The 15,595-nt window shown below is 57.0% G+C and carries 13 protein-coding genes; 8 read left to right on the top strand and 5 right to left on the bottom strand.

What is annotated here, in order from left to right; all coding sequences use genetic code 11:
• Positions 1 to 162 precede the first annotated feature (162 nt).
• The 4 genes from AC6I8E_RS22000 to AC6I8E_RS21985 all read left to right on the top strand — a co-directional run bounded on the left by AC6I8E_RS22000 (position 163) and on the right by AC6I8E_RS21985 (position 5,530).
• A complete protein-coding gene (locus AC6I8E_RS22000; RefSeq protein ID WP_497824963.1) occupies positions 163 to 2,124 on the top strand; it encodes a sigma-54-dependent Fis family transcriptional regulator in 1,962 nt (653 codons plus the stop codon).
• Between the two features lie 156 nt (positions 2,125 to 2,280).
• Complete coding sequence (locus AC6I8E_RS21995; protein ID WP_095708285.1) at positions 2,281 to 2,895, top strand: TetR/AcrR family transcriptional regulator; 615 nt, start codon at positions 2,281 to 2,283, stop codon at positions 2,893 to 2,895.
• Between the two features lie 228 nt (positions 2,896 to 3,123).
• On the top strand, positions 3,124 to 4,404 hold the full coding sequence (gene fabF, locus AC6I8E_RS21990) for a beta-ketoacyl-ACP synthase II (RefSeq protein WP_313677383.1): 1,281 nt from the start codon (positions 3,124 to 3,126) through the stop codon (positions 4,402 to 4,404).
• A 238-nt stretch (positions 4,405 to 4,642) separates the two neighbouring features.
• Positions 4,643 to 5,530, top strand: a complete 888-nt coding sequence (locus AC6I8E_RS21985) for an ROK family protein (RefSeq protein ID WP_013356600.1) — start codon at positions 4,643 to 4,645, stop codon at positions 5,528 to 5,530.
• Positions 5,531 to 5,584: 54 nt separating this feature from the next.
• On the opposite strand, the gene AC6I8E_RS21980 is transcribed toward AC6I8E_RS21985, so the two are convergent.
• The 3 genes from AC6I8E_RS21980 to AC6I8E_RS21970 all read right to left on the bottom strand — a co-directional run bounded on the left by AC6I8E_RS21980 (position 5,585) and on the right by AC6I8E_RS21970 (position 7,969).
• A complete protein-coding gene (locus AC6I8E_RS21980) occupies positions 5,585 to 6,535 on the bottom strand; it encodes an Rpn family recombination-promoting nuclease/putative transposase (protein WP_013356601.1) in 951 nt (316 codons plus the stop codon).
• Positions 6,536 to 7,049: 514 nt separating this feature from the next.
• Positions 7,050 to 7,172 carry a hypothetical protein gene (locus tag AC6I8E_RS21975; protein WP_013356603.1) on the bottom strand — a complete coding sequence of 41 codons (123 nt, stop codon included), beginning with the start codon at positions 7,170 to 7,172 and terminating at the stop codon, positions 7,050 to 7,052.
• An 8-nt stretch (positions 7,173 to 7,180) separates the two neighbouring features.
• On the bottom strand, positions 7,181 to 7,969 hold the full coding sequence (locus AC6I8E_RS21970) for a MipA/OmpV family protein (RefSeq protein ID WP_370425751.1): 789 nt from the start codon (positions 7,967 to 7,969) through the stop codon (positions 7,181 to 7,183).
• Between the two features lie 129 nt (positions 7,970 to 8,098).
• On the opposite strand from AC6I8E_RS21970, the gene AC6I8E_RS21965 reads away from it, so the two are divergent.
• The 4 genes from AC6I8E_RS21965 (at position 8,099) to AC6I8E_RS21950 (ending at position 14,227) form a co-directional block, all read left to right on the top strand.
• Positions 8,099 to 8,794 (top strand): response regulator, encoded by a 696-nt coding sequence (locus AC6I8E_RS21965; RefSeq protein ID WP_013356605.1) that lies wholly within the window; start codon positions 8,099 to 8,101, stop codon positions 8,792 to 8,794.
• Positions 8,791 to 9,960: a sensor histidine kinase gene (locus tag AC6I8E_RS21960; RefSeq protein WP_497824962.1), complete on the top strand. Its 1,170-nt coding sequence runs from the start codon at positions 8,791 to 8,793 to the stop codon at positions 9,958 to 9,960. Before AC6I8E_RS21965 ends, AC6I8E_RS21960 begins: the two co-directional genes overlap by 4 nt.
• Positions 9,961 to 10,052: 92 nt before the next feature.
• Positions 10,053 to 11,186, top strand: coding sequence for an efflux RND transporter periplasmic adaptor subunit (locus tag AC6I8E_RS21955; RefSeq protein WP_147789911.1), 1,134 nt, complete (start codon positions 10,053 to 10,055; stop codon positions 11,184 to 11,186).
• Positions 11,183 to 14,227, top strand: a complete 3,045-nt coding sequence (locus AC6I8E_RS21950; protein ID WP_497824961.1) for an efflux RND transporter permease subunit — start codon at positions 11,183 to 11,185, stop codon at positions 14,225 to 14,227. Before AC6I8E_RS21955 ends, AC6I8E_RS21950 begins: the two co-directional genes overlap by 4 nt.
• 62 nt (positions 14,228 to 14,289) lie before the next feature.
• Here AC6I8E_RS21950 and AC6I8E_RS21945 read toward each other — a convergent pair whose 3' ends face one another.
• Both AC6I8E_RS21945 and AC6I8E_RS21940 read right to left on the bottom strand, forming a co-directional pair.
• Positions 14,290 to 14,535 (bottom strand): hypothetical protein, encoded by a 246-nt coding sequence (locus tag AC6I8E_RS21945; protein WP_013356609.1) that lies wholly within the window; start codon positions 14,533 to 14,535, stop codon positions 14,290 to 14,292.
• A gap of 72 nt (positions 14,536 to 14,607) precedes the next feature.
• On the bottom strand, positions 14,608 to 15,513 hold the full coding sequence (locus AC6I8E_RS21940) for a LysR family transcriptional regulator (RefSeq protein WP_013356610.1): 906 nt from the start codon (positions 15,511 to 15,513) through the stop codon (positions 14,608 to 14,610).
• Positions 15,514 to 15,595: the final 82 nt, after the last annotated feature.

Genomic DNA, 15,595 nt, shown 5'->3' with positions numbered 1-15,595 from the left:
ACCGGTGAGCGTTATCAACAGCGTTGCAAAGCGGATGCCAGTTTTTAAGCAGGTGTTTCTGTGAACGCGCTCGCAGAAGCCTCTTCATAACTGAAAGTAAAATGTACATGTCAACTTAACATGTCATTAAAATGGACATTTCATCGACGTCGGGAGAGTGGAATGCAATCGCTGCATGATTTATTGCCAAATAAAGAAGAGAGCGACGCCATATTCAACCTGCCGGACAGCAGTGACGCGGCACAGTGGGAAACACAGCTGGTGCGCGGCTGGCAGGCGTTTATCCAGGGTGAAAAACCACACTGGATCCGCCGCAGTATTCTGCAATCCTGGGCACGCTCACGCGAGCATCACATCGATCCGACGCACTTCTGCTACACCCCGGTCACCCCGTCAGAGCTGGCCGCTATCCTGAGTCATCACAGCGAGCTGATCGCCGTGGCTCATAGCGTGATGGAGAATCTGCTGGCCTATAATCCCGATGGACACATTAATCTGACCGATGCTCAGGGCGTTGTGCTGAGCTTCTGCGGCAGCGACCTGACGCCGGTTGGCAGCGTTCTGCGTGAGGAAATTCTGGGCACGAACTGCACCGCGCGCTGCCTGCGCGAGCAGCGACTGGTATACGTGCTGAGTGGGGAAAACTGGAAAATCGCACTGCGTAAACGTAACCGGCAGTGTGCCGCAGCGCCCATCCGGGATGCCAGCGGTCAGATGACTGGCGTGCTGACGCTGACCGCCACTCCTGATAACTTCAATGCCCATACGCTGGGAACGGTACAGGCCGCCGCAGAAGCGATCGGCCAGCAGCTGACGCTGCGCCGCCTGCTGGCCGAGCAGCAGTCGATACTGGAAAACCTGAATGAAGGCGTGGTGGTCTGCGACCGCGAGGGACGCATCAAAACGCTGAATCGCTATGCGCGTCAGATCTTTGCAGGTCTTGATGCCGGTAACGCTTCGATTGACCAGCTGCTGCAACCTCAGTCTGGTTCGCTGCTTACCCTGCCCTGCTGCAATGACCGTGAGATGATCTTCCGCCCTGACGGCAGACACAGCGTCTCCTGTCTGGTCTCGCTGATGCCGGCCCCGGACGGCGGGCGTATCCTGTCGCTTCGGGAAAACCAGCGCATTCGCGCCATTACGCGACGGGTTCTCGGCGTCAGCGCCAGTTATACCTTTGATATGATACGCGGTCAGGCCCCCACGCTTCAGCAGGCACTTCAGGATGCCCGCGCCAGCAGTCGCAGTGACAGCACCGTTCTGCTGACCGGTGAAAGCGGAACCGGCAAAGAACTGTTTGCTCAGGCGATCCACAACGCCAGTAGCCGGGCAAATGAGTCCTTTGTCGCCGTCAACTGCGGCGCGCTGCCGCGTGATCTGGTACAGAGCGAGCTGTTCGGCTACGTCGATGGTGCCTTTACTGGTTCACGGCGCGGTGGGTCGGCAGGCAAGTTTGAACTGGCCGACGGGGGCACACTGTTTCTGGACGAGATTGGCGAGATGCCGCTGGAGGCACAGACCAGCCTGCTACGCGTGCTGCAGGAGAGTGAAGTACTGCGCATCGGGGCAGCGTATCCGGTAAAAGTGGATGTCCGTATTATCGCGGCGACCCACTGCGATCTGCAAAGCGCAGTCGAACAGGGTGCCTTCCGGCGTGACCTGTTCTATCGCCTGAATGTCATTTCGCTGACCATCCCCGCCCTGCGTGAACGGCAAAGCGATATTCCCGATCTGGTGAATACCTTTATCCGCACGCTGTGTCAGCGGCTGAATAAACTGCCTCCGCAGGTCAGTCCTGAAGCAATGAACGCTCTTAAGGCCTGGCACTGGCCTGGCAACGTGCGTGAGCTGGAAAATCTGGTGGAGCGAATCGTCAATCTTTGCCAGAGCCATATTATCGACCTCGCCAATTTGCCGACAGCGATGGTGACCCGCAGTGATGCTGAAAACTATACGTCTGCCAGCAGTCTGCTGCAGGATAATGAGCGAGCCTGCATCCTGCAGACACTGCGCGCTCAGGGCGGAAATATGCGTCAGTCCGCTAAACTACTGGGTATTTCACGTACGGCGCTTTACAACAAGCTCAATCAATGGAACATCGCCATCGACACGCTGCGTCAGTAAATTAATCTTAAAACGCAGTAACTGGCCTGGCCGCCTGCAAGAATAATTCTTACGCGGCAATTCATAGCTTTTCGCCGCAGCAGGACTTAAAATGTGACCACCCATAACAGTGGTCACTGAAATTATCACCCACCTTCAATTTGTCAGGCTATCACAATGACCCAATCCGTAACGGACAGTGGAACGCGCGGTCCTGCCGATCACAATGTGCGTGACCAGATTGTCGAGGCTGCCATGCAGCACTTTGCGCATTACGGCTACGAAAAAACCACCGTCTCCGATCTTGCCCGGGCTATTGGTTTTTCCAAAGCCTATATCTACAAGTTTTTTGAATCGAAACAGGCGATTGGCGAAGTCATTTGTTCAAACCGACTGGCGATGATCATGGCGCGTGCTGAAACCGCGATCGCCGATGCTCCAGGTGCATCAGAACAACTGCGGCGGCTGTTTCAGACGCTTTCCGCCACCAGTACTGAGCTATTTTTTCACGAACGTAAACTCTATGACATTGCCGCTGTCGCGTCGCGTGACCGCTGGCCCTCTGCCATGGCTTACGAAAAGCGGATTCTGAATCTGATTCAGCAGATCCTGCGCAGGGGTCGTGAAATGGGTGAGTTTGAGCGTAAAACTCCGGCTGACGACGCGGCAGAAGCTATCTATCGGGTAATCAGACCCTATGTCAGCCCTGTGCTACTGCAGTACAGCCTCGATGAGGCTGAGGCCGCTTCCACGCAACTGGCCGCACTGGTATTACGCAGTCTTGCCCCCTGAACGAAGTGACTATTGACTTAATTAGTCACAAAGGCAAAGATAACGGCCTGTCTGATTATCGCTCAGGATCCTGATGCTGCTAAGCTTATCTCTGTCTGTTCACTTTCATACCAGCATTCGCATATCGCACCCTTTTGCTAAGGGTCTCGCTAATCGCGCTTCAGGCGCGCATCAACTTTCTGCGGCAGTATTTTATTCGCTGTCCGGACTGACTACGGGAGCAACCGCATGAGTCATTCAGCCTCATCTCAACGCATCGTCATCACCGGCGCGGGTATTGTCTCGCCGCTGGGTTGTGGCGTTGAAACCGTCTGGCAGCGATTAACGGCGGGTGAATCGGGTATTCGCGTTCTGCCCAATGCGCTCACCGCAGGAACCGGTATTTCAGTGGGGGGCAGCGTGCCTGGCATTGAAGACGATCCGCTGGCCGGATATGACCCGGAGTCGTTCATTGCGCCAAAAGAGCGAAAAAAGATGTCGCGGTTTATTGAGTTTGCGCTGCTGGCAGCGGAAGAAGCGCTGAAGCAGGCAGGCTGGCATCCTGAAGATGCGTCTGCGCGTGAACGCACGGCTACGATCATTGCTTCTGGCGTTGGCGGCTTTGGTGCGATTGCCGACGCAGTGCGCACGACCGACGCGCGTGGTCCGCGCAGGCTATCACCTTTTACTGCTCCCTCGTTTCTGGCGAACATGGCAGCCGGTCATATCTCAATTAAACACGGTTTCACCGGCCCGCTCGGCGCGCCTGTTACTGCCTGTGCAGCAGGCGTACAGGCTATTGGTGACGCCGCAAGATTAATCAGAAGTGGTGAAGCGGACATTGCGATTTGTGGCGGCACCGAAGCGGCGCTGGATCGCGTGACGCTGGGCTGTTTCGCAGCCGCGCGCGCACTATGCGCAGGATATGAAGATGAGCCGCACCACGCCTCACGTCCGTTTGATCGGGACAGAAGCGGCTTTGTCATGGCCGAAGGCGCCGGCCTGCTGGTCATTGAGTCGCTGGCCCATGCAGAGGCACGCGGAGCGACGCCGCTGGCGGAGATTGTCGGCTACGGCACCAGCGCCGATGCTTACCATCTTACGGCGGGTCCGGAGGATGGCAGTGGCGCTGCGCGGGCGATGAGGTTAGCTCTGCGACAGGCGGGTATCAGCCCGGATGACGTTCAGCATATCAATGCTCATGCAACCTCGACTCAGGTCGGCGATCACGGTGAGCTGTCCGCTATTCGCGCCGTTTTTGGCGATGATTCGCCGGTCGCGATCTCATCAACCAAATCCGCCACCGGCCATCTGCTGGGTGCGGCGGGTGGCGTTGAGGCGATATTCACACTGCTGGCCCTGTGCCATCAGCTTATTCCGCCAACACTGAACCTTTATCATCCCGATGAAGCAGCAGGCAGTCTTGACCTGGTGGCGCTTAAAGCCCGACCTGCCGCGCTGAACTATGCCATGTCGAACGGATTTGGTTTTGGCGGCGTCAATGCCAGTATTCTGCTACGTAAGTGGTAATGACGGCATATTGACGACTCAATCGACGCTGCCGGATATACTGGCAGCGTCGCTGATCACATCACCATCCAGCCTATACAGCGCATTCTGTTATTTCCTGTCTGCCACCAGTCTTCAGCCCTTCAGCATCAGCTTTATAAATCTGTACCTTTCCTGACAAAATTGCCGTCGCCTGGCCGTCTGCCCTTTTCTTTCAGCACTACAATTAATTGAATGAAAACAACTTCAGAGAACGTTGATGAAAATTGCAGCTTTCGATATTGGTGGTACCTCTTTAAAAATGGGTGTGATTGACGATCAGGGAAATATTCTGACCAGCGATAGTGCTGATATTTCCCATAACGCACGCGATAAAATACTTGATGAAATCCTGGCCTGGCTGGAGAAAAATCCCGGTTGTGCTGGTATTGCCGTCAGCACACCCGGTTATATTGATGCTGACGCTGGTTATATTGCCATGGGCGGCACCATACGTGACTTTGACCAGTTTCATCTGAGCCAGTGGCTGACAGAAAAAACGTCCCTGCCTGCTACTGTCGAAAACGATGCACACTGTGCACTGCTGGCTGAAAAGTGGCTGGGAAAAGCGAAAAAGCTCAACGATTTCCTGATGCTGACGATAGGCACCGGGTTAGGCGGAGCGGCCTTTTGCAATGGCGCACTGATTCGGGGTGGACGCAACCGGGCTGGCGAGTTTGGTTGCCTGCTGACGTCGCGTCCCACCAGCGGCAATATAGAACGCCACACCATGAGCCAGAGCTGTACCATGACGGCGCTGCGGGAGAATTACAGCCAGCTTATTGAAAAGCCTGCCGACGATGTCAGTGGTAAAGATGTCTTTGACGCATACGATCGTAATGAAGACGCCGCGCAGCAGGTGGTAAATAAATTTTATGCGGACCTTGCGGCCTGCTTATATAACCTGTTCAGCGTGTTCGACCCGCAGAGGGTATTTATTGGCGGGGGAATTACTGAGCGCGAACCCTTCCTCAAGGAACTGGGAGAGCAGCTGGCAAAATATGATCCTGATATCCGCATAGATGCCGCAACCTACGGTAACGACTCCGGCATGCTGGGCGCAACCTGGAATTACCTGCAGCGCCAGCCTGCGGGCAATAAGACCTGAGAGCTTTACTTTCCCTGAAGTGAAAAATTGCCATCAGGTCTTATCCGCAGAGGCTTAATGCTGGATGTTAGCCAGATCGTCTGAGGAAAGACCTGTCATTTCCATGATGGTTTTACGTTCAAGGCCGCGCTGTAACATAACGCGAGCGATTTCCAGAGTGGCTTCGCGCTTACCTTCACTGCGGCCTTTCTCCATTCCCCGCTGTTCGCCCAGCTCAATACCTTCAGCGCGACCTATTTCAATACCTTTTTGCTCAAGCTGCTGTGCAATAGTCATCAGTGCATCTCCGTGTTGCGGCACCCGCTGTGCCAGTTCGCGAACGAAAGCTTCGTGATCAGCTGATTCACCTGCCTGCATTAAATAGTGTATCAGCGCCAATACCTGGGGTGAAGAAAGATAATCGGCCATCAGTAAGGTACTCAGACGGTCAATGATCGAAGCCATATCACGTTGATGAATATGCTTCTGCATCAGTGTCAGTGCGGCCATGCTACGGTGCTTCATGATTTCGTCATCAGGAATAACCGTGACGTCCACCAGCGGAAAAGCACTTCCATAGAGTTGTTCTGCCACAGCCGGATCATCAAATTCGTCGAACCAGCGGGTCGAATAAGGATAGGGCGAGCGCTTACCGGTGTAGAACAATACAGGTATCACCAGAGGCAGCTTTTTATGACCCGCAGCAAGATGCTGTTGCATAGCGGCAATCGCATAACGCATCAGACGAAACGCCATATGCCTGTCCGGTGTAGATTGATGTTCAATCAGAACGTGTATATATCCGTCCCCGGCTGAGGTTTTAAGACTGTACAGAACATCACTAAAATATTGCCGCAAATCGTCTTCGACAAAGGAGCCGGATTCAAGCTTAAGTGTGCCGAGATCGCAGATTTTACGCAGTTCTTCAGGAAGATGCAGCTGCATAAAATCTCTGGCAACATCCGGATTTGCCAGAAACTGTCGGAATGTCGCGTCATGGGGTACAGGGCTTTTTTTCTTTCTCATCGGTTTACTTTCTATAAGGTTCACATACTGACAGCTCAGGGAAAAGTGGTTTATCCAGGCCGGACGGCAATATTATCGTTGTGTTATCTGTGAATTAAAATGGCCTACACCCATGATGAATTAACTGAAATTTTTAAAAGTAAAATCAATGCATTAAAAATAAGCCACCCCTTAATATAAAAATAAATATCATTACAAAACAGTAGGATGGGCGCTTATGAAATGAAAAAAAACCATGATTCTCCACATCCACCAACAAGATTTAAACCGGAATAAATAAGAGATAATAAATTATAAAAAAACGATCATTACCTGAATCACCTGTTTTTTCAGCACAACCTACCAATGATAAACCGGCTCAGTTTAAATTTATAAACCACGCCTGTTAATCAGCAGTATTACATTCACTAGCAAGGTATTTCTATTTCCTGCCAGCCGCTATATCAGCATTGATTTATTCGGTAACAGAATGACTTAATAACTGTAAGCGCTGCAGTGAATATTATTCATGTCCTTATCCCCTTATCGGCGCATCAAACAGACTCAGCGCCACGATGAGAAGAGCATAAACCAGCAGATAGAACAGAATCAGCGCAGCCAGCAACCGTCGATGGCTACGCATCTCACTTTTCTTCATGGTGCCATTCAGAAGGTGTAGCTCAATGCCAGCGTGGCCGAAGCGCCATTGTGCCGGGCGACGATGGGGCTATCTGAAGCATGCTTATCCAGCCAGGTGTAATCGCCGATCACGCTGGCAGCCCATCCGGGCGTGAACTGGTGACTCCATGTCAGGCTGGTGTCTGTGCCATAAAATCCACCCGCAGCGTTATAGCGTTTAAACCCGCTACGAGCACTCTGCTCGCTGTTCACGCCATACCAGGTATTCATATAACGCGCATCGCCAGACAGACCTGCCACCTGCAGTGCTACCGTATCGTCCTGGGTCTGCCAGGGGATCAGGGTTACGGACGTCCGGTACTGCACGCCCTGACTATCACTCAATGGCAGCGTCGCTTTACCCTCAACCACAAACCACGGGGTAACCGACCAGCCCACCGCCAGCGCGGTGTTAACCGTTGCGTCGATATTCCCCATGCCTCGGAGCCGGTCATCACCGTCGCGCCACGATGAGTTACGGTCAGAGCGACCCAGCCCATAACCCAAGGTATGTTCCAGATACAGCCCGTTATCCGCCTGCATGTCATAACCAACGCCTTTTTGCGAGTCGAAAAAGAATGCTCCGTCGCGCGCCTGAATAACCGGCATCAGTTGCCAGTGCTGCTTATCTGCGCCGCTGTAGCGTGGGGCATTAATGCCCGCAATGCCCAGCGTCAGGCTGGGCGGTGGCGTGGCACTCTCATCAGCCATAGCAGTAGCGGCACTCAACCCCAGCGAAAAACAGACCATGTGAAGCGTTATTTTTCCGGTTATCATCACGTTTCCTCATTATCACATCAGGTGCGGAGCTGAGGGATTCAGTGCCGCGTCACTGTCCGGAGTATGCGAGGCGAGTGTCAATGAACGACCAGGGATTTATGAAGAAACAGTCAAGGTGATCCGAAAATGCAGTCAAAACGTGTACTGATTATTGAAGATGACGCAGATGCGGCGGGTGTACTTGAGGCCTACCTGAAACGTGAAAACTATGAGGTCATGATTGCCGGTGACGGACCCGGCGGGCTGGAAACCGCAGGACGCTGGCAACCCGATCTGATCCTGCTGGATATCATGTTGCCTGGCATGAATGGCACCGAAGTGCTGGCCGCGCTGCGTCGGCGTGACGATACCCCGGTAATCATGGTGACGGCGATGGGTGACGCGCCGGACCGCATCGGCGCGCTACGTTATGGTGCTGATGACTACGTGGTCAAACCCTACCATCCGGGCGAAGTCGTGGCGCGCGTTCAGGCCGTGCTGCGTCGCAGCCAGAGTCACGCGCCCGCCGCAGAATCGCTGCGCTGGGCGGGTCTGGTGGTTGATCCGCTGGCACTCACCGCCGTGGTCGCCAGCGACAGTGATGCACCGCGCCGCCTCGATCTGACGCCCACCGAGTTTTCCCTGCTGGTCACGCTGATGCGTGCCCCGACGCGGCCTTTTACCCGCCTGTTTTTGCTGGAGCACTGCCTGCCGGAAAGCGATGCTCTGGAGCGTGTAGTCGATACTCACGTCTATAACCTGCGCCGTAAACTGGAGGCTGCAGGCATCTCTGACGTCTTACCGGCAGTACGCAGCGTCGGTTACCGGTTCAGACAGCCATGAAGAACGATACGCACACTTCACTGTGGCGCTGGATCTGCATTCGGGTGCTGTTACTGGCTATCGGCAGCGTGATCCTCATCGCCGCCTGTATGTGGTTGCGCTTTGCGGTGCAGGCGTTCTGGGTCTACTACCGGATGCCGCATGCGCTGCTCGATGAGTTCACGCAGCTGCGCCATCATCCCGCCAGCGATCCGGCGCGCTTTCATCAGATTGTCGATCAGTGGTGGGGGATCAAATTTTCCGATCCCTCGCTGGCATCCTCTGACTGGCTGACCGTGCTGGTCCTGGTAGTGGTCACCATCCCGTTTATGGTGATGATGGCGCTGCGTTTCGCCCGTCCGCTGTCGGCGCAGTTCAGCCAGTTGGCGACGGCGGCGCGTGCGGTATCGAAAGGGGAATTCGGCCGGACGGCGGCGGTGGTGAAAGAAGCCCCGCAGGAGCTGGTGCGCTTTACCGACGATTTTAACCAGATGACACAACAGCTGGCGCGCTACGATCGTGAGTTGCGCACCTCGCATGTGGCGATGGCACACGAACTCCGCTCACCATTGACAGCAGCGATGGGCCGCCTGCAGGGCATTCTGGACGGCGTCTTCCCTGCCGAGCCGCAGCAGCTGGCGATGATCATGAAGCAACTGACACAGCTCAGCCGACTGACCGATGAACTGCATCTGCTGTCACTGGCAGATGCAGGGCAGCTTACCCTCAACCGCGAGCGATTTAATCTCTCTGAGTTACTGCGCGAGCGTTCAGGCTGGCTGCTGCCACAGGCAGAAGAGTCGGGTGTCGTCATCAGCGTAATGGCACCCGGCGATCTGCTGCTCTGCGCCGATACCTTTCGCCTGGGTCAGGTCATAACCATCATCTGTGAAAATGCGCTGCGCTACGCCGCCGACGGTGGCGCATTGTTGATCACCGCCAGCCAGAACGATAAGGCGACCACGCTGACTTTCCGTGATTACGGTCAGGGCGTAGAGCCAGACTTCCTGCCGCAACTGTTTGATCGCTTTACCCGGGCTGACTCCTCACGCGCCCGCCACTCCGGCGGCAGCGGGCTGGGGCTGTCGATCGCCAAAGTGATTATCGAGGCGCACGGCGGATCGCTGCACGCCACCCTGCCTGCCGAGGGTGGTCTGCTGATTGGGATAATGTTACCGGCGGGATAAATTTACTGACTTGACCATTTCTTGATGGTTCATGGAACGTTTCTGGACACAGGCCGGGTTCAATGAGCACAACTCATTAAAGGAACCCGGTTATGACAGACTTCTTATCGGATGCTGCCCGCCAGGTGTGGCGTCATCTCTTCAGTGTACATATTTTCGCGCCGATCGTGTTCGTGCTGCTCGGCGTATTCATCATGACCGGCTGCCGGGACAACAATCCTGCCCCGCCAGCCGCCCCACTCCGCCCGGTCAAAACGGTGATTGCCCCGCCGCTCAGCAGCAACGCGTCACGCGTGCTGACCGGTGAAATTCGCGCCCATGAAGAGATTGCGCTGGCCTTCAGGCTGGATGGCCGGGTGGTGAGCCGCGCTGTTGAGCTGGGCGATCGCGTCACCGCCGGGCAACCCCTGGCCGCGCTGGAAAACGATCAGTCACGTAATCAGCTGAGCAGCGCGCAAGCCGATCTCGACAGCGCCCGCGCCGCCGAACGCGTCGCTGCGCTTAACCTCCATCGGATGCGGCTGCTGATGCCCGGCGGTGCCATCGCCCGCAGCCAGCTGGACAGTGCCGAGGGAGACTGGCAGAGCGCGCAGTCCCGCCGTCTCAGCAGCGACGCAGCACTGAAAAATGCCCAGGATAATCTCAGCTGGACCCGGCTCACTGCGCCCGCCGCAGGCCGGATTACCGCCCTCCCGGTTCAGCCCGGCCAGGTGGTCAGCGCCGGACAGACTGTGATGACGCTGGCAGCCGGTGATGCACGCGATGCGGTGTTTGATCTGACAACGCCTGCTCTGCTGCGAGCTGACGACCGGACTCCGCTGAAGGTGACACTGCTCGCCGACCCGGACATCCAGGCCAGTGGCACGATACGTGACATCAGCCCGCAGGCCGATTCACAGACTCGTACCTGGCGGCTGCGCATCTCAATTCATCAGCCACCCGAGGCGATGGCACTGGGTGCCACCGTCACCGTCACGCTTCCCGATGCGCAACCGCCGGTCATCGCCCTGCCCGCCAGCGCCCTGACCCGCTTTGCAGACAAGCCCGCGCTGCTGGTGGTTGATGCGACATCACGCTTACAGCTTCGTCCGGTGGTGCTGACCCGCTTCAGCGCACAGCAAATCTTTGTCTCTGCCGGGCTCCGGCCAGGCGAGCGCGTGGTTACCGCCGGTGTCGGCACCCTGCAGCCCGGTGAAAAAGTGACGCTGGCACAGGAGGGCTCATGAAAAAAATTACTGGCTTTAACCTTTCCGGCTGGGCGCTGGCGCATCAGCAGCTGGTCATCTTTTTCATGTTGCTGGTGATGGCGGCGGGTGTGCTGAGTTATGAACGCCTGTCACGTAATGAAGATCCGGCGTTTACCATCAAAACTGCGGTGATCTCTGCCCGGTGGCCCGGCGCTGATGTAAACACCACCGTACAACTGCTGACGGATGTGCTGGAACAGAAGGTGCAGGAGATCCCGTCACTGGATGCGGTTGAGAGCGAAACCCGCGCCGGAGAGACGGTCATTTATGTCAACCTGCGCGATGACACGCCACCTTCTGAGGTGGCCGGTATCTGGTATCAGCTGCGGAAAAAAATGCATGATGTGACGTCTTCCCTGCCGCAGGGCGTGCAGGGTCCGGCGGTTAACGACGAGTTTGATGACACCTTCGGCACAATTTACGGCTTCACGGCGGATGGCTTTACCGCCAGAGAGCTGCGCGATCGGGTTGATAACCTGCGCCGCAGCCTGGCCAGTCTGCCCGACATTGGTAAAACCAGTCTGCTGGGCGTGCAGGAGCAGCAGGTGGTTATTGCCTTTTCCCCACGCAAGCTGAACGGCATGGGGCTCGATTTACAGCAGGTCAGCGACGCCATCAAAGCGCAGAACGATGTGGTGCCCGCTGGCAGCCTGCGCACCGACCGCGAAAATATCGCGCTGCGGGTGAGCGGTACGCTGACCTCGGTCGAAAGCCTGCAGGCGATTACCCTGCATATCGGGGAGCGTTTCATCCCGCTGACCGATCTGGCGACCATCAGCCTGCAACCTGCTGAACCGTCGGCACCCACCTTTCGGGTTAACGGCGTGCCGGCTATCGGGCTGGCAATCTCCATGGCCGCCAGCGGCAACATGCTCGATTTCGGTAAACAGCTTAACCAGCGCATGCAGACACTGGCCGGTCAGCTACCGCACGGTATCACCATGACTCGCGTGGCCGATCAGTCTTCCGTGGTGAAACAAGCGGTCAGCGGCTTTGTGCGGATACTGGGCGAAGCGGTTGTCATCGTGTTAGCCGTCTCCTTTGTTTCGCTGGGATTGCGTGCCGGTCTGGTGGTGGCGGCGGCTATTCCGCTGGTACTGGCGATGACCTTTACCGGCATGTTGCTGGCGGGCATCGGACTGCAGCGCATCTCACTGGGCGCGCTGATTATTGCGCTCGGGCTGCTGGTGGATGACGCCATGATCACCGTCGAGGCGATGGTGGCACGGCTCGAAGCGGGCGACAGTAAGTGGCAGGCCGCGACGTATGCATTCAGAACCACAGCCTTTCCGATGCTGACCGGCACGCTGGTGATGATCGCCGGGTTCATCCCGGTCGGATTCGCCGCCTCCAGTGCCGGGGAGTATTGCTACTCGCTGTTTGTGGTGATTACGCTGGCGCTGCTCTGCTCATGGGTGGTTGCGGTCATCTTCTCGCCGCTCACCGGCTGCTGGCTGCTGTCAGCGAAGCGCATCAAAGCCCACCAGCCGCCGGGCTTACTGACGCGCGGCTATCATGGGCTGCTGGAGGTCATTCTGCGCCACCGGCTGATGACGATTGGCGCAGCGCTGACGGTGCTGCTGGTCAGCCTGTACGCAACCACCTTTATGCAGGGTGAATTTTTCCCGGCGTCCGACCGCCCTGAACTGCTGGTCAGCCTGACGCTGCCCGCCAGTACTTCCCAGGCGGAAACCACGCGCCGTACCGCACAGCTGGAACAGATGCTGCGCAACGATCGGGATGTGGCGAACTTCACCAGTTACGTCGGCTCTGGCGCAATACGCTTCTATCTGCCGATGGATGTATTGCTGGATAATGAAAACATCGCACAGCTGGTGGTGGTGGCGAAGAATCTGGCGGTACGCGATCGGCTGCGCAGCAGGCTGGAGAAGAAACTGGCCGCGGATTTCAGTGATATCACGACGCGGGTCTCGCCGCTGGAGCTGGGTCCGCCGGTGGGCTGGCCGCTGAAATATCGTATCACCGGCCCGGACAATGGCCGGGTGCGGCAGGCTGCCGGTGAGCTGGCAGCGCTGATCGCCCACTCTCCACTGACCCGCGAGGTGAATCTCACCGCCGGGGAGCCGGAACGGGTCATGACGCTGGCCGTAAACCAGACCGCCGCCCGTGCCGCCGGACTGTCGTCCGACACCATCGCCTCTGCGCTGAACACCCTGATGTCCGGCAGCGTGGTGACGACTCTGCGCGATCGCAACCGGCTGATTGACGTGGTGCTACGCAGCAATGACGCCGAGCGGCAGAACACGGAGACGCTGGAAGGATTGATGATCACCAATGCCAGCGGACAGAAAATTCCGCTGCGCCAGGTAGCGACCCTGAACTGGGGTGTGGATGATCCGGTGATCTGGCGCCGTCAGCGGCTCTCTTACATCACCGTACAGACCGATATCGCACCCGGTCAACGGGCTGAAAAGGTCTCGCAACAGCTCGCACCTGATGTCGCCGCCCTGCGCGCCTCACTGCCTGCCGGATACGGTATTGAAGAAGGTGGCGTAGTGGCGGAATCGGACAAAGGCAATGGTTCGGTGTTTGCTCTGCTGCCGGTGACGATCTGCGCCATGCTGGTCCTGCTGATGATTCAGCTGCAACGCTTCTTCGGTATGCTGCTGGCGCTGAGCATGGCCCCGTTTGGCCTGCCCGGCATCGTCTCCGCGATGCTGCCGGCAGGCACACCGCTGGGGTTTGTGGCGCTGCTGGGGATTATTGCGCTGGCGGGGATCATCATCCGCAACGCGGTGATTATGATCAGTGAAGTGGATGCGAACAGCCGCGCCGGACTGCCTGCCGGTGACGCTATACGGCAGGCCACCCATCACCGGGCGCGTCCCATCCTGCTGACCGCCTGTGCCGCGATACTTAGCATGATCCCTATCGCCCATCAGGTGTTCTGGGGGCCGATGGCACTGGCGATTATTGGTGGTCTGGTCAGCGGCACGCTGGTGACGCTCACGGTGCTGCCCGCCGCGTTAAGTCTGCTGATGCAGCGACGTTCAGGTTAAAGCAGTTCGTATTAAAACGCCCGGCGATCCCGTGCTGAGAACAGCGGGATCGCCGGACGCGTTCAGTTCATCACCTCGACCAGAATCAGCGGGCACTTTCTGACTTTGCAGGCCTGACTGTAGGCCAGCGAGCAGACCGAACAGAGGTCGCGCACGTCAGACTGGTACTCATACTCCATGAAATAGCGGAACTGGCCGCCCGCCGAATCTGTTCTCCAGAATCGCTGCGGCTCCAGAATTTCATCCAGTTGCCTGAATGTCAGGGCTGACGGGTTGTGATACCCGACTCTTACGCGGTATGTAGTCATGCACCGATTATTGGCATCCCGGCCCCGCCGCCGCCAGTTGGTTATTGTTTTCAGTACAATAGCTGGCGCTTATCAACCCGCTTCGCCTGGTGTCACAGGTGGTTCGGCCAGCAGCGCCAGCAGATGCAGCACCGCTTTTGATGGGTGATGCCGACGCCAGGCAAACGCCACGTCGGTAAACAGCGTGTTGTTCTCGATATCGCAGAAGCTGACTTCGGGATTATCGACGCAGCGCAGCGACTCCGGCACCAGCGCAATCCCGCAGCCTGCAGCCACCATGCCCAATGAGGTGGTGATCTGTGGCGCCTGCTGGAAGGTGTGGCGTGAAAAGCCCGCCCGCAGACAGGCCGTAACAATCAGCTCATAGAGACTGGGCGAAACGTCGCGCGGGAAGATTATCAGGGTTTCATCCGCCAGCGCGGACAACGAGACTGTCGGCGTGCCGCTGAGGGGATGGCAGCGCGGCAGCGCAATCAGCATCTTTTCGGTGGAGATCACGCGCAGATTAAACGCCTTGCTGCTTTCGCACGGCAGCCGGATAAAGGCAGCATCCAGTAATCCCTCCTGCAGATCCTGCATCAGCAACGACATGTTCTCTTCACGCGTCAGCAGCTCCATCGCCGGATAGCGTTCCGTAAACTGACGGATCAGGGTGAAGATGCGCGGATTAAACGCCACCGAGCTGGCAAACCCCAGCGACAGCTGGCCACTGATCCCGCGGGCAATCCCGCGCGCGTTCTCCAGTGCCTGATCGGCCAGTTGGACAATTTGCCGGGCATCGGCCAGAAACGCTTCCCCCGCTTCAGTAAGTTCCACGCCGCGCGTCAGCCGCTTCAGCAGCGGTGTGCCAATCTCCTGCTCCAGCCTCAGTATCTGCTGACTCAGCGGCGGCTGAGAAATCCCCAGCATTTCAGCAGCGCGGGTGAAGTGAAGCGTCTCGGCTACGGCAACAAAATAACGCAGGTGGCGCAGTTCCATATCAAAAACGTCTCAAAGTTAACAGGTTTCGCTATTGGACCCACCGACTGAATCGGTTCACCATTAGGTTAACACGGCTTAA

It is taken from the genome of Pantoea sp. X-Soil-YNGN-785 (genome assembly GCF_059730585.1).
Note: the sequence above shows the minus strand (reverse complement) of the source record. Positions and strands in the feature narration are given on the sequence as shown.